General features: G+C 53.8%; 14 protein-coding genes and 1 riboswitch. Of the genes, 8 read left to right on the top strand and 6 right to left on the bottom strand.

Features of this window, described 5'->3' with window-relative positions; translation table 11 throughout:
- Positions 1–30 precede the first annotated feature (30 nt).
- Complete coding sequence (gene rpoC / locus WFP70_RS25450) at positions 31–4,254, top strand: DNA-directed RNA polymerase subunit beta' (protein WP_097119779.1); 4,224 nt, start codon at positions 31–33, stop codon at positions 4,252–4,254.
- A 59-nt stretch (positions 4,255–4,313) separates the two neighbouring features.
- On the opposite strand, the gene WFP70_RS25455 is transcribed toward rpoC, so the two are convergent.
- Entirely contained in the window at positions 4,314–4,502 is a 189-nt protein-coding gene (locus WFP70_RS25455; protein WP_097119778.1) for a DUF1127 domain-containing protein, read from the bottom strand.
- A gap of 175 nt (positions 4,503–4,677) precedes the next feature.
- On the opposite strand from WFP70_RS25455, the gene WFP70_RS25460 reads away from it, so the two are divergent.
- Positions 4,678–6,132, top strand: coding sequence for an aminotransferase-like domain-containing protein (locus tag WFP70_RS25460; protein WP_337024795.1), 1,455 nt, complete (start codon positions 4,678–4,680; stop codon positions 6,130–6,132).
- 156 nt (positions 6,133–6,288) lie between these two features.
- On the opposite strand, the gene thiE is transcribed toward WFP70_RS25460, so the two are convergent.
- The 3 genes from thiE to WFP70_RS25475 all read right to left on the bottom strand — a co-directional run bounded on the left by thiE (position 6,289) and on the right by WFP70_RS25475 (position 9,812).
- Entirely contained in the window at positions 6,289–6,936 is a 648-nt protein-coding gene (thiE, locus tag WFP70_RS25465; RefSeq protein ID WP_034828912.1) for a thiamine phosphate synthase, read from the bottom strand.
- On the bottom strand, positions 6,933–8,858 hold the full coding sequence (gene thiC, locus WFP70_RS25470; protein ID WP_337024794.1) for a phosphomethylpyrimidine synthase ThiC: 1,926 nt from the start codon (positions 8,856–8,858) through the stop codon (positions 6,933–6,935). The genes thiE and thiC overlap by 4 nt, the downstream gene beginning before the upstream one ends.
- Before the next feature lie 90 nt (positions 8,859–8,948).
- A riboswitch (TPP riboswitch) is annotated at positions 8,949–9,049 on the bottom strand.
- Between the two features lie 256 nt (positions 9,050–9,305).
- Positions 9,306–9,812, bottom strand: coding sequence for an Rsd/AlgQ family anti-sigma factor (locus WFP70_RS25475; protein WP_058962185.1), 507 nt, complete (start codon positions 9,810–9,812; stop codon positions 9,306–9,308).
- A gap of 88 nt (positions 9,813–9,900) precedes the next feature.
- Between WFP70_RS25475 and nudC the strand changes: the two genes are divergently transcribed.
- The 6 genes from nudC (at position 9,901) to WFP70_RS25505 (ending at position 14,300) form a co-directional block, all read left to right on the top strand.
- A complete protein-coding gene (nudC, locus tag WFP70_RS25480; protein WP_337024793.1) occupies positions 9,901–10,674 on the top strand; it encodes an NAD(+) diphosphatase in 774 nt (257 codons plus the stop codon).
- A gap of 39 nt (positions 10,675–10,713) precedes the next feature.
- A complete protein-coding gene (gene hemE / locus WFP70_RS25485; protein ID WP_097119774.1) occupies positions 10,714–11,781 on the top strand; it encodes a uroporphyrinogen decarboxylase in 1,068 nt (355 codons plus the stop codon).
- Between the two features lie 2 nt (positions 11,782–11,783).
- Positions 11,784–12,452, top strand: coding sequence for a deoxyribonuclease V (nfi, locus tag WFP70_RS25490; protein WP_097119773.1), 669 nt, complete (start codon positions 11,784–11,786; stop codon positions 12,450–12,452).
- Positions 12,453–12,514: 62 nt separating this feature from the next.
- Positions 12,515–13,105: a YjaG family protein gene (locus WFP70_RS25495; RefSeq protein ID WP_034828920.1), complete on the top strand. Its 591-nt coding sequence runs from the start codon at positions 12,515–12,517 to the stop codon at positions 13,103–13,105.
- 188 nt (positions 13,106–13,293) lie between these two features.
- Positions 13,294–13,566 (top strand): nucleoid-associated protein HU-alpha, encoded by a 273-nt coding sequence (hupA, locus tag WFP70_RS25500; RefSeq protein ID WP_006121511.1) that lies wholly within the window; start codon positions 13,294–13,296, stop codon positions 13,564–13,566.
- Positions 13,567–13,634: 68 nt separating this feature from the next.
- Positions 13,635–14,300, top strand: a complete 666-nt coding sequence (locus WFP70_RS25505) for a DUF1481 domain-containing protein (RefSeq protein WP_337024792.1) — start codon at positions 13,635–13,637, stop codon at positions 14,298–14,300.
- A gap of 41 nt (positions 14,301–14,341) precedes the next feature.
- Here WFP70_RS25505 and purD read toward each other — a convergent pair whose 3' ends face one another.
- Positions 14,342–15,622: a phosphoribosylamine--glycine ligase gene (gene purD / locus WFP70_RS25510; protein ID WP_337024791.1), complete on the bottom strand. Its 1,281-nt coding sequence runs from the start codon at positions 15,620–15,622 to the stop codon at positions 14,342–14,344.
- 18 nt (positions 15,623–15,640) lie between these two features.
- Positions 15,641–17,230 carry a bifunctional phosphoribosylaminoimidazolecarboxamide formyltransferase/IMP cyclohydrolase gene (gene purH / locus WFP70_RS25515; protein WP_034828924.1) on the bottom strand — a complete coding sequence of 530 codons (1,590 nt, stop codon included), beginning with the start codon at positions 17,228–17,230 and terminating at the stop codon, positions 15,641–15,643.
- Positions 17,231–17,714: the final 484 nt, after the last annotated feature.

The following is a 17,714-nucleotide window of genomic DNA, read 5'->3' on the forward strand; positions in this document are numbered from 1 at the left end:
TGAGAGTTCCACTCCGACGGGAGCTAATCCGTGAAAGACTTACTTAAGTTTCTGAAAGCGCAAACTAAGACCGAAGAGTTTGATGCGATCAAGATCGCTCTGGCTTCGCCAGACATGATCCGTTCATGGTCTTTTGGTGAAGTTAAAAAGCCAGAAACCATTAACTACCGTACCTTCAAGCCGGAGCGTGACGGTCTTTTCTGCGCCCGTATCTTTGGGCCGGTAAAAGATTACGAATGCCTGTGCGGTAAGTACAAGCGTTTAAAACATCGTGGCGTGATCTGTGAGAAGTGTGGCGTTGAAGTTACACAGACCAAGGTTCGCCGTGAGCGCATGGGCCACATCGAACTGGCTTCACCAACTGCGCACATTTGGTTCCTGAAATCACTGCCTTCGCGTATCGGCTTACTGCTGGATATGCCACTGCGTGATATCGAGCGCGTGCTGTACTTCGAATCTTATGTTGTGATCGAAGGCGGCATGACCAATCTGGAAAAACGTCAGATTCTGACCGAAGAGCAGTACCTTGACGCGCTGGAAGAGTTCGGTGACGAATTCGACGCGAAGATGGGTGCGGAAGCTATCCAGGCGCTGCTGAAAAACATGGATCTGGAGCAAGAGTGCGAGCAGCTGCGTGAAGAGCTGAACGAAACCAACTCCGAGACCAAACGTAAAAAGCTGACCAAGCGTATCAAGCTGCTGGAAGCGTTCGTTCAGTCTGGTAACAAGCCGGAGTGGATGATCCTGACCGTTCTGCCGGTTCTGCCGCCAGATCTGCGTCCGCTGGTACCGCTGGACGGTGGTCGTTTCGCAACGTCGGATCTGAACGATCTGTACCGTCGCGTTATCAACCGTAACAACCGTCTGAAGCGTCTGCTGGATCTGGCTGCGCCAGATATCATCGTACGTAACGAAAAACGTATGCTGCAGGAAGCGGTAGATGCCTTGCTGGATAACGGCCGTCGCGGTCGTGCCATCACTGGCTCTAACAAACGTCCTCTGAAATCTTTGGCCGACATGATCAAAGGTAAGCAGGGTCGTTTCCGTCAAAACCTGTTGGGTAAACGCGTTGACTACTCTGGTCGTTCTGTTATCACCGTAGGTCCATACCTGCGTCTGCATCAGTGCGGTCTGCCGAAGAAAATGGCACTGGAGCTGTTCAAACCGTTCATCTACGGCAAGCTGGAACTGCGTGGCCTCGCGACCACCATCAAAGCTGCTAAGAAAATGGTTGAGCGTGAAGAAGCTGTCGTTTGGGATATCCTGGACGAAGTGATCCGCGAACACCCGGTACTGCTGAACCGTGCACCAACCCTGCACCGTTTGGGTATCCAGGCATTCGAACCTGTTCTGATCGAAGGTAAAGCAATTCAGCTGCACCCGCTGGTTTGTGCGGCATATAACGCCGACTTCGATGGTGACCAGATGGCTGTTCACGTACCGCTGACGCTGGAAGCCCAGCTGGAAGCACGTGCGTTGATGATGTCGACCAACAACATCCTGTCACCTGCGAACGGCGAGCCAATCATCGTTCCTTCTCAGGACGTTGTACTGGGTCTGTACTACATGACCCGTGACAAAGTGAATGCGCGCGGCGAAGGCATGGTACTGACTGGCCCGAAAGAAGCTGAGCGTGTGTATCGCGCTGGCCTGGCTGAGTTGCATGCTCGCGTTAAAGTGCGTATCACCGAATACAGCAAAAACGAACAAGAAGAGTTCGTTGCGAAAACCAGCTTAATCGACACCACCATTGGTCGTGCGATTCTGTGGATGATCGTGCCGAAAGGTCTGCCTTACTCCATCGTCAACCAGGCGCTGGGTAAGAAAGCTATCTCTAAGATGCTGAACACCTGTTACCGCATCCTGGGCCTGAAGCCGACCGTTATCTTCGCTGACCAGACCATGTATACCGGCTTTGCTTACGCAGCCCGTTCAGGTGCCTCTGTAGGTATCGACGACATGGTGATCCCGGCTAAGAAAGCGGAAATCGTGGCAGAAGCAGAAGCGGAAGTTGCTGAGATTCAGGAACAGTTCCAGTCTGGTCTGGTTACTGCTGGCGAACGTTACAACAAAGTCATCGATATCTGGGCCGCAGCAAACGAACGCGTTTCCAAGGCGATGATGGACAACCTGCAAACCGAAACCGTGATCAACCGTCACGGCGAAGAAGAGCAGCAAGTCTCGTTCAACAGCATCTACATGATGGCCGACTCCGGTGCGCGTGGTTCTGCTGCACAGATTCGTCAGCTGGCCGGTATGCGTGGTCTGATGGCTAAGCCAGATGGCTCAATCATCGAAACGCCAATCACCGCGAACTTCCGCGAAGGTCTGAACGTACTCCAGTACTTCATCTCGACGCACGGTGCGCGTAAAGGTCTTGCGGATACCGCACTGAAAACCGCTAACTCCGGTTATCTGACGCGTCGTCTGGTAGACGTTGCACAGGATCTGGTGGTTACCGAAGACGACTGTGGTACTTTCGAAGGCATCATGATGACTCCGGTCATCGAAGGTGGCGACGTTAAAGAACCACTGCGTGAGCGTGTACTGGGTCGTGTGACTGCTGAAGACGTACTGAAGCCAGGTACTGCTGACATCCTGATCCCGCGTAACACGCTGATCGATGAGCACTGGTGTGATGTGATCGAACTGAACTCAGTCGATGCGATCAAAGTGCGTTCTGTTGTTGGTTGTGAAACCGACTTTGGTGTGTGTGCACACTGCTACGGTCGCGACCTGGCACGTGGTCACATCATCAACAAAGGTGAGGCCATCGGCGTTATCGCAGCACAGTCCATCGGTGAGCCGGGTACACAGCTGACGATGCGTACGTTCCACATCGGTGGTGCGGCATCTCGTGCGGCTGCTGAATCCAGCATCCAGGTGAAGAACAAAGGTACCATCAAGCTGACCAACGCGAAGTCTGTAACCAACTCCTCCGGGAAACTGGTTATCGTCTCTCGTAACGTTGAGCTGAAGATGATCGATGAATTCGGTCGTACCAAAGAGAGCTATAAAGTCCCTTACGGCGCGATGATGGCTAAAGGTGATGGTGAGCAGGTTGCAGCAGGCGAGACCGTAGCAAACTGGGATCCGCACACCATGCCTGTTATCACCGAAGTGGGCGGTTTCATTCGCTTCACTGACATGATCGATGGTCAGACGATTACTCGTCAGACTGATGACCTGACTGGTCTGTCATCGCTGGTGGTTCTGGATTCTGCAGAACGTACTGCGGGCGGTAAAGATCTGCGTCCTGCGCTGAAAATTGTTGATGCCAACGGAAATGATGTTCTGATTCCAGGTACCGACATGCCAGCTCAGTACTTCCTGCCGGGCAAAGCGATTGTTCAGTTGGAAGATGGCGTTAAGATCAGTGCGGGTGACACCCTGTCTCGTGTACCTCAGGAATCTGGCGGTACCAAGGACATCACCGGTGGTCTGCCACGCGTTGCTGACCTGTTCGAAGCGCGTCGTCCGAAAGAGCCAGCAATTCTGGCCGAGATCAGCGGTATTATCTCGTTCGGTAAAGAGACCAAAGGCAAGCGTCGTCTGGTGATTACACCGGTTGATGGTAGCGATCCGTACGAAGAGATGATTCCGAAATGGCGTCAGCTGAACGTATTCGAAGGTGAGCGTGTAGAACGTGGTGACGTTGTTTCTGACGGCCCAGAGTCTCCACACGACATCCTGCGTCTGCGTGGCGTCCATGCGGTTACACGTTACATCACTAACGAAGTGCAGGAAGTTTACCGTCTGCAAGGCGTTAAGATTAACGATAAACACATCGAAGTCATCGTGCGTCAGATGCTGCGTAAAGCAACCATCGCCAGCGCGGGCAGCACCGAGTTCCTGGAAGGTGAGCAGGCTGAATACTCTCGCATCAAGATCGCTAACCGCGACCTCGAAGCGAACGGCAAAATTGGCGCAACCTTTATGCGCGATCTGCTGGGTATCACCAAAGCTTCTCTGGCAACCGAATCGTTCATTTCTGCAGCATCGTTCCAGGAGACCACACGTGTCCTGACTGAAGCAGCAGTAGCAGGCAAGCGTGATGAACTGCGCGGCCTGAAAGAGAACGTGATCGTGGGTCGTTTGATCCCGGCCGGTACCGGTTATGCTTACCATCAGGATCGTATGCGTCGCCGTTCTGTAGGTGAAGCACCGGTTGCACCGCAGGTTACTGCGGATGAAGCCTCTGCGAGCCTGGCTGAACTGCTGAACGCCGGTCTTGGCGGTAGCGACGACGAATAATCGTCTGCGAAGCTGACCCATAAAAAACCCTGCCTCGGCAGGGTTTTTTTCGTTTTTAATCAGCCCTTACGGCAGATATCGTGGCGGGTCAGGCCAATGTCGCGCAGTTGTGCATCGCTTAAGTGAGACAGAATTTTGCGAGTCTCACGGCGGGCGCGCCATCTTTTGATGGCACGTCCCGTGCCGCGAACCATATCCAATAGCGTTACATCAAAGGGTTTTGCTGCGCGGTTTTGATCGAATTCCATAATGAATGCCCTCAGTCAGTTGTCTGAGTGGTATTGTCCAGTTCCTGTGCATTTCAATACAGATTCAAAAATCACTTATTATTAACATACAGATTGCGCATGATAGGATCTGAATGGTAAAAAAAAGGATGATCTGTACTGATTTAGATTCAGTGAACTCGAGGGGAATCATACGATGACGCGTTACCAACATCTGGCTTGCTTGCTCTCAGACAGGATTGAGCAGGGACTCTACCGTAGCGGCGAGCGCTTACCCTCAGTGCGCACACTGAGTATTGAACACGGTGTGAGCATCAGTACCGTGCAGCAGGCGTATCACCTGCTAGAAGAGAAACAGCTTATTGTGCCGCAGCCGCGCTCTGGCTATTTCGTTGCGACGCGCAAAGCCACGCCTCCTGTTCCAGCGTTAACCCGCCCCGTACAACGCCCCGTCGAGATCACTCAGTGGGAATCAGTGCTGGAATTATTAAGCAGCCGCAATAGCGGTAATGTGCTGCAACTAGGTAGCGGCATGCCGGACCTAACCCAGCCGACACTGAAACCATTATGGAAAATTCAGAGCCGAATGGCGCAGAAGCAGGATCTTGACCAGCTCAATTATGACAGTTTGTTAGGCGTTGCGGCCTTGCGTGAGCAGGTCGCACGCTTAACTATCGATAGCGGTTGTCAGCTCACCGCAGAGGATATTGTGATCACTACGGGCTGCCATGAAGCGCTGTCCGTGTCGATCCGTGCGGTGTGTGAACCGGGTGATATTATCGCCGTTGAATCTCCGACATTTCATGGCACGATGCAGACCCTGCGCGGGCTTGGTATCCGTGCCATTGAAATCCCTACCGATTCGGTGACGGGCATTAGCCTCGAGGCTCTGGAATTGGCATTCGAGCAGTGGCCCATTAAAGCCGTGGTAGTGGTGCCAAATTGCAATAATCCTCTTGGATTCATCATGCCCGAGGCGCGCAAGCGTGCACTGCTGGCACTGGCACAGCGCTTTGATGCCGCGATTATCGAAGACGATGTTTACGGTGAGTTGGCATGGGAGTACCCACGTCCCATTACTATTAAATCTTTGGATATGGATGGCAGGGTGTTGTTATGTAGCTCATTCTCTAAGACGCTGGCTCCCGGGTTACGTGTTGGCTGGGTGGCGCCTGGACGCTATCGCGATCGCGTCTTGCATATGAAATATATCGGCACGGGTTCAACAGCCACACAGCCGCAACATGCGGTGGCCGAATTTATTCGTCTTGGTCACTATGGGCCGCATTTACGCCGGATGCGCCAGGTATATCAACGTAACTACGAGACCTTTAGCTGCTGGGTGCGCCACTATTTCCCGTGCGGTATTTGTGTCTCGCGTCCGCAGGGTAGTTTCCTGATGTGGATCGAGTTACCTGAAGCGTTTGATGCGGTACGGCTTAACACCGAACTGCGCGCGTTGAACATTCAGGTCGCCGTCGGATCGCTGTTTTCCGCCTCGGGCAAATATCGTAACTGCTTGCGCCTGAATTATGGGTTGCCCATCAATGAGCATACAGAACATGCCATCGCCCAACTTGGCGCTGCGGTGGAGCAGGCCATGCATGCCTGTCATATCGAAACAGAACCCGCTTCATCCCTGACTGATTAAAGTGGAAAGGCAGGGCTGGAGAGAGAGGTAGACCAGCCCTGGCCCACTGCCAGCGACAGCGGGCAGGCACACTTTATCCTGACCGGAAAAACACGCTAGCCCGCAAGAAGCGGACTGCGCGTGAGGTTCCAGCCAAATTACCCTGATTGCAGAACGTTACAACGCTTCTGCGGGCTGGGTTCCAGCTTCAACCAGTGCCAGCAGCTCCTGTGTCGCCTGACGCCAGTCTGCCGCCTGAGTAATGGCGCTCACCACGGCAACGCTTCCAACGCCAGTGGCCAAAACTTCAGGTACGCGCGCAAGGGATATACCGCCAATCGCCACAGTCGGTATATCCTGCAACCGTGCCATGTGGCGTTTCAGTTCTATAACACCCTGTGGTTCGGAAGGCATATCTTTGGTTTGCGTAGGGTAAATGTGTCCCAGTGCAATGTAGGAAGGACGCAGCGCCAGCGCGCGGTCCAACTCGGCATCATCATGAGTCGATAACCCAAGACGCAAACCTGCCTGGCGGATAGCGTCCAGATTAGCCACGTCCAAATCTTCCTGACCAAGATGCACGCCATAGGCGTTATATTTGATCGCTAATCGCCAGTAATCGTTGATAAACAGGCGTGCACGGTATTGCTTGCCCAGCGCAATTGCCTCGCGCACTGCGTCTTCTACTTCATGATCCTGGCAATCTTTGATGCGCAACTGGATGGTGCGAACGCCAGCCTCCAGTAAGCGTGCAATCCACTCTACGCTATCAACAACAGGGTACAGCCCCAGTTTCGGGGCCGTGGCTGGAAAGGCATCGGTCATACTTTTTCCTCTTTAAGGGCATCAGCGGCGTGATAAAGCTCGCCACCACGACTGCGGAAGGCATCCGACATCTGCGCCATGCCAATTTCAATGGGCTGGGCTTCTGCCTGCTGGCGAGCAGCATATTCGCGCACTTCCTGGGTAATTTTCATCGAACAAAATTTTGGACCGCACATTGAGCAGAAGTGAGCCACTTTGCCCGATTCCTGCGGTAATGTCTCATCGTGATAAGCGCGTGCCGTATGCGGATCGAGCGCCAGATTGAACTGATCCTCCCAACGGAATTCAAAGCGTGCTTTCGACATGGCGTTATCACGGATCTGAGCGCCGGGATGGCCCTTAGCCAGATCGGCGGCATGCGCGGCGATCTTGTAGGTAATCAGCCCCTGCTTAACATCTTCTTTATTCGGCAAACCGAGGTGCTCTTTCGGTGTGACGTAGCACAGCATGGCGCAGCCAAACCAACCAATCATCGCGGCACCAATGCCGGAGGTAAAATGATCGTATCCGGGGGCGATATCGGTGGTCAGTGGGCCAAGCGTGTAAAACGGCGCTTCGTGACAGTGCTCTAACTGTTCGGTCATGTTGCGGCGGATCATCTGCATTGGCACATGGCCTGGACCTTCAATCATTACCTGCACATCGTATTCCCAGGCGATCCTGGTCAACTCACCTAAGGTATGCAACTCGGCAAACTGGGCTTCATCGTTGGCGTCCTGAATCGATCCCGGACGCAGGCCATCACCGAGTGAGAGCGCGACATCATAGGCAGCGCAGATTTCACAGATCTCGCGGAAATGCAGATAGAGGAAACTCTCTTGATGATGTGACAGGCACCACTTCGCCATGATCGAACCTCCACGCGAGACAATACCGGTCAGACGTTTAGCGGTCATCGGCACGTAGCGCAGCAGGACTCCGGCGTGGATGGTGAAGTAATCTACGCCCTGTTCGGCTTGCTCGAGCAGGGTATCGCGGAAAATCTCCCAGTTAAGGTCTTCCGCCACGCCATTCACTTTCTCCAGTGCCTGATAAATGGGCACAGTACCAATCGGCACCGGGCTGTTTCGCAAAATCCACTCGCGCGTTTCATGGATATAGCGGCCTGTGGAGAGGTCCATCACGGTATCCGCCCCCCAGCGTGTTGACCACACCAGTTTCTCCACTTCCTCTTCGATCGATGAGCTCACCGCTGAGTTGCCTATATTGGCGTTCACCTTCACCAGAAAGTTACGGCCAATGATCATCGGCTCTGATTCGGGGTGATTAATATTGGAGGGTATGATAGCGCGGCCGCTGGCAACTTCCTGGCGCACAAATTCGGCGGTGATGTTTTCCGGCAGATTGGCACCAAAACTGTGGCCCGGGTGCTGTTGCAGTAGCACTTCACCACGAATACGTTCGCGGCCCATGTTTTCTCGCACCGCAATAAATTCCATCTCGGGTGTAATCATGCCCTGACGTGCGTAATGCAGCTGTGTGACGCAGCGGCCAGCTTTGGCACGACGCGGCTGCGGTAACTGCTCGAAACGCAGGTGATCCAGCCCTTCATCGGCTAAGCGTTGCTGGGTGTATTGCGAACTCAACTGGTGGACCGCTTCGCTGTCATCGCGTTCAGCGATCCAGTTTTCACGCAATCGGTCTAATCCCCGATGCACATCAATGGTGGCCGCGGGGTCGCCATAAGCACCTGCCGTGTCATATACCGGCACTGGTTCGTTGTGCTCATACTGTGGATTCTCTTTTGTGCCACCGATGTGTGTAGGGCTAAGCTGGATTTCGCGCATCGGCACACGGATATCCGCTCGGCTGCCGGTAATCCAGATACGTTTTGAATTGGGGAAAGCGGTGCCTTGCAGCGAATCGATAAATTCCTGCGCTTGTGCACGTTGTTCACGACGAGAAGTTTTAGCAACAGACATAGCAAATTTCCTGAATTAAGGGGAAGTTGCTTGTCCAGAGTTCGGAAGGAGTAACAGGGACGATGCCGGGCGCCAACACGCATCGCTCTGTGAATGTCTACTCTTGTTCCCTTCGCAGGTACTAACCTGATCAGGTTCCGCGGATCCCGAATAAACGGTCTCAGCCCCTTAGGGCACTCCGACAAGGTTGAATTTTACGATATAAGCTACTTTGCTTGCCATTTCACGCCTGGGCAGTGCTCGTGCCCGTCACGTACTACGTGTACGCTCCGGCCACTGCGCGCTGTCCGAGCGTGAACTGGCTGCGCACGCTACGCTTATATCGCAAAATTTGACTCTAGATTGCTTTAAAGAGACGCATAAAAACGTGAATAGGCCTCAATAAAAAAGCCCATTCAGCATAAGAGGGCTTTTTCGGAATAACAAGTTTTTTACATGGGGCCGAAGTTAAGCGGGGCGAGCCATGCTGCTTTCATTGGCGACCGGTGGGCGCGCCAGCTGGTTATCCCAGGCGAGTTGCACCAGCTTATCTTCCAGCGTGAAGCGCGACTCCAGCACTTCACCCACTTCGGATAACGCCTTCTGGAATTCTACGCAGTTATCGTCGTTGATGGCCTGCTGCAGATGGCTGTCATACAGTTGCATCATACGATCGGTATTCGCTTCCAGAGCGGGATAGAGTTGGGCTGCCGCAATGAGTGGGCTATCGCCTTCCATCTCACTGATAATGCGTTCATAAATACTGAAATGACCGGTTGAGAGGTAATCAACCAGGCCGTGACAAAACGCATCCAGCGCCTGTTCATCCAGGGCACTGAGCGCCTCTTTGTTTGGCTTGATGCCAATTAATGCGTAATAGCTGACAAGCAACTGTCGGCGCGCGCGCAGCCACGCATCAACGAGTTCATTACCGCCACTTACACGCCTGGCCAGGTCATCTAACTGGGTAAGCATATGGGGCTCCGGGTGAGTTATAGTTATCCATTCCACACTTAACATCAGGATTTCAGCGTGCCATTTGACGCTAAGGACAACGAATAAGATGCAACGTGAGATCTCAAGCGTAGACGCTGGCTGGTGGATTGTCAGCTATGAACAAAAACTTTGGTTACCGCAAGGTGAACTGCCGCATGGCTTATCCGGCGATTTTGGCCTGACTGGAAAAACCGCGATTTTGATTGGCGAATGGCAGGCGGAGAATGTCTGGCTGATACGTGAATCACGACCTGACAATATGGGCTCTGTTCGCCAGCTTATCGACGAAGATGTTGGGCTTTTTCAGATGGTTGGGCGTGGAGTTCAACTCGCCGAATTCTACCGCTCACACCGCTGGTGTGGCTACTGCGGCCACGAAATGCACCTCAGTAAACGCGAATTTGCCTGCCTGTGTCACCATTGCCGCGAGCGCTATTACCCGCAGATTGCACCGTGCATCATCGTAGCGATTCGACGGGGGGAGGAGATTCTGCTGGCCAACCATGCGCGCCATCGCAACAGCATTTACACAGTATTAGCTGGCTTTGTTGAGGTCGGGGAGACGCTGGAGCAGGCCGTCGCGCGTGAAGTGATGGAAGAGAGCAACGTCCGGGTTAAAAATGTCCGCTACGTCACCTCGCAGCCCTGGCCGTTCCCGCATTCATTAATGATGGCGTTTATGGCCGAATATGAGGGCGGTGAGTTGCAGCATGATGGCAAAGAGTTGCTGGATGCCGGCTGGTATCGCTATGACGATTTGCCCTTGTTACCGCCACCGGGCACGGTGGCACGGCGGTTGATTGAAGATACCGTTGCCCTGTGTCGCGCCAGCGCGCCGTGAAAATGCTACACTGGCGGCCTTAGCATGAGAGAGCCCATTATGAGTGAACTGAAGAACGATCGTTATCTGCGTGCCCTGTTACGTCAGCCGGTGGATGTCACCCCTGTATGGATGATGCGACAAGCCGGGCGTTATTTGCCGGAGTACAAAGCCACGCGTGCTGAAGCCGGTGATTTTATGTCGCTGTGTAAGAATGCGGAGCTGGCGTGCGAAGTCACCCTGCAGCCGCTGCGTCGTTATGCGCTGGATGCCGCGATCCTCTTCAGCGATATCCTGACGATTCCTGATGCGATGGGGCTGGGGCTCTATTTCGAAACGGGCGAAGGTCCGCGCTTCTCAAATCCTATTACCTGCCGTGCAGATGTAGACAAACTGCCGATTCCGGATCCAGAAGATGAGCTGGGTTATGTGATGAATGCGGTGCGTACCATTCGCCATAACCTGAAAGGCGAAGTGCCTTTGATTGGCTTCTCCGGCAGCCCGTGGACGTTGGCAACCTACATGGTTGAAGGCGGCAGCAGCAAAGCGTTCACCAAAATTAAAAAGATGATGTATGCCGAGCCGCAAACCCTGCACAAGCTGCTGGATAAGCTGGCTGACAGTGTCATCCATTACCTGAACGCCCAGATCAAAGCCGGTGCACAGTCGATTATGGTCTTCGACACCTGGGGCGGCGTGCTGACCGGCCGCGATTATCGTGAGTTTTCACTCTACTATATGCACAAAATCGTCGATAGCGTGTTGCACGAGAACGAAGGTCGCCGTGTGCCGATTACGCTGTTCACCAAAGGTGGTGGTCAGTGGCTGGAAGCTATCGCAGCGACCGGATGTGATGCGCTGGGACTGGACTGGAGCACCGATATTGCCGATGCGCGTCGTCGCGTGGGTGACAAAGTTGCGTTGCAGGGCAACATGGATCCTTCCATGCTGTATGCGCCTCCGGCACGTATCGAGCAGGAAGTGGCCACTATCCTTGAAGGCTTTGGCACGGGTGAAGGGCATGTCTTCAACCTGGGTCATGGCATTCATCAGGATGTGCCGCCAGAGCACGCCGGTGCATTCGTCGAAGCCGTACATCGTCTGTCTCGCCCTTATCATCAGGGTTAAGCATGGATTTAGCCGCGCTGCGGGCTGAACAGTTACAACGCGCTGCTAACGTGGTGCGGCAGGATGATTTCGACGTCCTGCCGCCTCGTTTTATCGCCGGTGCGGACGTCGGTTTTGAACAGGAAGGTGACATCACGCGTGCGGCACTGGTGGTATTAGAATATCCCTCATTGCAACTCGTGGAGCACCGTATAGCACGCCTCGCGACCACCATGCCTTACATCCCGGGTTTCCTGTCGTTTCGCGAAGTCCCCGCACTGCTTGCAGCCTGGCAGCAGCTCACACACCAACCCGATCTTTTATTTGTTGATGGTCATGGTATTGCCCATCCCCGTCGCCTCGGCGTGGCTGCGCATTTTGGCTCGCTGGTGGATGTTCCAACCATTGGCGTGGCAAAAAAACGGCTCTGCGGGCGTTTTACCGAATTGGATGCTGAACCGGGGAGCCGCCAGCCACTGATGGATAAAGGCGAACAAATTGGTTGGGTGTGGCGCAGTAAAGCGCGCTGCAACCCTTTGTTCGTCTCAACCGGGCATCGTGTCAGTATGGACAGCGCACTGAATTGGGTGGAGAAATGTACCGCGGGCTATCGTTTGCCCGAGCCTACACGCTGGGCCGATGCGGTTGCTTCGGGGCGTCCTGCGTTTCTGCGTTGGCAAAATGCGCGTTAACGCTGTTTGCGCGCGGCTTTTGCGGTACACTGCCGCCAGCTAACCTATTGAGAGTAAGTTTGATGTTACAGAACCCCGTCCATTTGCGTCTGGCGAAGCTGGAAAGCTGGCAGCATATGACCTTTATGGCCTGTCTGTGCGAGCGGATGTTCCCCAATTATTGGGCTTTCTGTCAGCAGACTGAATTCGCCGATCCGCAACTCTATCGTCGCATCCTTGACCTTGTCTGGGAAAGCCTGACGGTCAAAGACGCCAAAATTAACTTCGATAGCCAACTGGAGAAGCTGGAGTCTGCGATTCCGAATGGCGATGATTTTGATATCTATGGTGTCCACCCAGCGATCGATGCCTGTGTTGCGTTGAGCGAAGTTGTGCATGCACAACTCAGCGGCGAAACTCTGGAGCATGCAATCGAAGTCAGTCGCACCTCGATTACCACCGTCGCTATCCTTGAAATGACGCAGGCCGGTCGTGAAATGACCGATGAAGAGCTGCGTGAAAATCAGGCGGTGATTGATGAATGGGATCTGCAGTGGGAGATTTTCCGTCTGCTGGCAGACTGCGAAGAACGCGACCTTGAGCTGATTAAGGGGTTACGTTCTGACCTGCGCGAAGCGGGAATCAGTAACATCGGTATACTTTTTCAGCAATAAGGCGATAAAACGTGACTTCAGGCCTGAATTACCGCGCCTGGAGGCTTCACATCAGCCCCCTGTCTGGTCTACATTTGGGGGGCTGAAAATTGTGGCTATCTTTGCGTGCAGGTTGAAGAGTGCCAGAATATGGCTTTTCCCTCGCACTCGTTGCTTAGCAAGCGATAAATACACTTTAAGGATAACTTATGAACAAGACTCAACTGATTGATGTGATCGCAGAGAAAGCTGACCTGTCAAAAACCCAGGCTAAAGCTGCGCTGGAATCTACCCTGGCTGCGATCACTGAGTCTCTGAAAGAAGGTGATGCTGTACAACTGGTTGGTTTTGGTACTTTTAAAGTGAACCACCGCGCTGAGCGTACCGGTCGCAACCCACAGACTGGTAAAGAGATCAAAATCGCGGCAGCTAACGTGCCAGCGTTCGTCTCTGGTAAAGCTCTGAAAGACGCTGTTAAGTAAGTTTTCCGCATCGCGGTTTAAGCTTTAAAAGAGGGGCGACACGCCCCTTTTTGTTATTGGGGCCTGTCATGCTGAACACGATTACTCAGCGCGTCTGCGCCCTGTTACTCGGTGCGCTGCTCGCGGGCTGTAGTTCCACCTCTGATCTCCCTGCCTTTACGGCAAGTGGCTATCTGGCCGATCGTGGCACTGTGCGCATCTGGCGCAAGAACAGTGACCATCAGGCTGTCCATCTTCGCACTGTTTATACCCCTTTCAATGGCGATGCCATGGAAACCACTGACTACAACTGGCAACAGAACCACCTGATCAGCGTTGAGCGCATTGTGGCGGGTGAGCAACCCGATGACGTGACGCTGCGTTTTGACCATCTGGGCAATCTTAATTTTATGCAGCGTCAGCTGGCCGGCCGTCGTGAAGCGGTAAGTGGTGATACGGTTGAGCTCTATCGTTTCGACGCGCAACGTATGCTGGAGCAAAGTAATGCGTTGCTGAGTGGCCGTGTATTACTGAAGCAGGGGCATTGGCTGGGCGCTACGCAGGTGCGCGATTGTGATGGCAAAGTGGTGAATGCACCCTTTGATAGCGGAATCATTGCCACGCTATCTCAGCAGCAGCAAAACCAGCCACAGCCGTTGATGGTGTCATGGTTGGAGGCACCTGAAGGCGTGCAGTTGTTGCGGGCGACGCCAGAGGATGAGTGTAGCTGGCAGCCGAAAGAGAGTGATTTCTGAGTTGGGAAAAAACAAGGGGCGCTAAGTGCGCCCCTTGATGATTACTTGCGGTTAATTGCGCGGTAACCAATATCCTTGCGGCAGAAGCTGCCTTCCCAGGAAATATGTTTCGCCAGTGCATAGGCATTCTTCTGCGCGGCAGCCACATCTTCGCCCAGGGCAGTGACGCACAGCACGCGTCCGCCGTTGGTCACCACCACATCATCTTTCATCGTGGTGCCCGCGTGGAACACTTTACCGCCCGGCACTTCTTCCAGCGGCAGACCGTGGATTTGATCACCGGTGTTGTAATCCGCGGGATAGCCGCCAGCCGCCAGCACGACACCCAGCGATGGGCGTGGATCCCACTGCGAGGTCTGCTTATCGAGTTTGCCATCCACTGCGGCCAGGCACAGCTCAACCAGATCTGACTGCAGACGCAGCATGATCGGCTGGGTTTCTGGATCGCCAAAGCGGCAGTTGAACTCGATCACTTTCGGCTGACCGGCTTTATCGATCATCAGGCCGGCATATAGGAAGCCGGTATAGGTGTTGCCTTCCGCTTTCATGCCGTTAACGGTTGGCCAGATAATCTGGTCCATCACACGCTGGTGGATCTCATCGGTGACAACCGGGGCTGGCGAGTAAGCGCCCATGCCTCCGGTATTCGGGCCGGTATCACCATCGCCTACACGTTTATGATCCTGGCTGGTGGCCATGGGTAACACGTTGTCGCCATCCACCATCACGATAAAGCTGGCTTCTTCGCCGTCGAGGAACTCTTCAATGACGATACGATGGCCTGCATCGCCGAAAGCGTTACCTGCCAGCATGTCCTGCACTGCAGCTTCCGCTTCAGCCAGTTCCATCGCGACGATAACCCCTTTACCGGCTGCCAGACCATCCGCTTTAATCACGATCGGTGCGCCTTTCTCACGCAGGTAAGCCAGCGCGGGCTCAACTTCCGTAAAGTTCTGGTATTCAGCGGTAGGGATCTGCTGGCGTGCCAGGAAATCTTTGGTGAAAGCTTTTGATCCTTCCAGCTGTGCAGCCGCCTGCGTTGGGCCAAAGATTTTCAGACCTGCTGCACGGAACGCATCGACCACGCCAATCACCAGCGGCGCTTCTGGGCCTACGATGGTCAGATCGATCTTCTCTTTCTGAGCAAAGGCTAACAGTGCAGGAACGTCAGTGGCGCTGATCGCCACGTTCTGCAGTGCAGGTTCCAGTGCGGTACCCGCGTTGCCCGGTGCAACAAAGACCGTTTCGGCCAGCGGTGACTGTGCTGCTTTCCATGCCAACGCGTGTTCACGTCCACCATTACCAATCACTAAAATTTTCATCTATACAGCTCCAGGCTATTAATGGCGGAAGTGACGCATGTCGGTGAAGATCATCGCAATACCGTGCTCATCAGCGGCGGCAATCACTTCATCATCACGGATAGAACCACCTGGTTGAATCACACAGCTGATACCTACAGCAGCCGCTGCGTCGATACCATCGCGGAACGGGAAGAAAGCATCAGACGCCATGGCTGAACCTTTAACTTCTAAACCTTCGTCGCCTGCTTTGATACCGGCAATTTTGGCAGAATAAACGCGGCTCATCTGTCCGGCGCCTATGCCGATAGTCATATTGTCACGTGCGTAAACAATGGCGTTGGATTTCACGAACTTGGCTACTTTCCAGCAGAACAGCGCATCACGCAGTTCCTGCTCGCTTGGCTGGCGCTTAGTCACGACTCGCAGCTGACTGGCATCAACCATACCGAGATCGCGATCCTGAACCAGCAGGCCGCCATTAACACGCTTGAAGTCCAGTGCAGCAACACGGCCCTGCCACTGTCCACAAACCAGCACGCGAACGTTCTGTTTTGCTGCGGTAACTTTAAGTGCCGCTTCGCTGGCTGAAGGGGCAATGATCACTTCGACAAACTGACGGCTGATGATCGCCTGGGCAGTGGCTTCATCCAATTCACGGTTGAAAGCGATGATGCCGCCAAAAGCAGAAGTTGGATCAGTTTTGTAAGCGCGCTCATAGGCGTCAAGAATCGAACCGCCCACTGCCACACCACACGGGTTAGCATGCTTAACGATCACGCAAGCGGCTTCATCAAACTCTTTCACACACTCAAGCGCGGCATCGGTATCCGCGATGTTGTTGTAAGAGAGCGCTTTGCCCTGTACCTGCTGTGCAGTCGCAACAGAAGCTTCTGCCACATTCTCTTCTATATAGAAGGCAGCGTCCTGATGGCTGTTCTCGCCGTAACGCATATCCTGCTTCTTGATGAAGTTGAGGTTCAGCGTGCGTGGGAAGCGGCCGGCAGGTTCTTTGCTGTCGCTATGGTAAGCCGGCACCAGGCTGCCAAAGTAGTTGGCAATCATGCTGTCGTATGCTGCGGTGTGTTCGAAGGCTTTGATCGCCAGATCGAAACGGGTGTCCAGCGTCAGGGAGTTTTCGTTGGCGTCCAGCTCGGCGATGATGGCCTCGTAGTCGCTGCTCTTCACCACGATTGCCACATCTTTGTGGTTCTTCGCAGCGGAGCGCACCATGGTTGGGCCACCGATATCGATATTCTCTACCGCGTCTGCCAGTGAGCAATCGGGTTTGGCAACGGTTTGAGCGAAGGGATAAAGGTTCACCACCACCATATCGATAGGGTTGATCGCGTGCTCGGCCATGATCGCATCATCAGTGCCGCGACGGCCCAGAATACCGCCATGCACTTTCGGGTGCAGCGTTTTGACGCGTCCATCCATCATTTCCGGGAAACCGGTGTAGTCAGAGACTTCGGTGACGGGCAGGCCCGCATCTGCCAGCAGGCGAGCAGTACCACCTGTGGAGAGCAGCTCAACACCACGGCTGGAGAGTGCCTGAGCAAATTCGAGGATACCGGCTTTATCAGAAACACTGAGAAGAGCGCGGCGTACTGGACGACGTTGTTGCATGGTGGTTTTATCCCTTGGCTTTGTTTCGCATAAATAAGAGCGTTACATCAAGCTTAGCGCTTCTCTTATATATAGAAGAGAGTACTTGCTTCATGTAACGCCCCAAAAGGGGCATCCTTGACGTCGCCGGGCATTGTAGCGAAAACGTTTGCGCGATGCTCGCCTAAATTCATTTGTGCAGATGAATGTGGATAACACTGTGTGTAAGTGGGTATAAGGCGGGGTTTTGCTGTGGAATGCAGCGAACGGTTGTTTTTGTTGAATTTAGCGGTTGCGCGCTGCGAACAACTCCCTATAATGCGCATCCATCGAGACGGCACAACGGTTTACGAAGTGCGGTGTTGACAGGAAGCTTCGCTAAGAACTTCCGCCAGAGAAAAACGCTGAAAAAAGTGTTTGACTCTGAAGGAGGAAAGCGTAATATACGCCACCTCGCAACAGCAGCTTAAGGCGCTGATTGCACCGCTCTTTAACAATTTATCAG

It is taken from the genome of Pantoea sp. USMM079 (assembly GCF_037153115.1).
GTDB lineage: Bacteria > Pseudomonadota > Gammaproteobacteria > Enterobacterales > Enterobacteriaceae > Pantoea > Pantoea communis.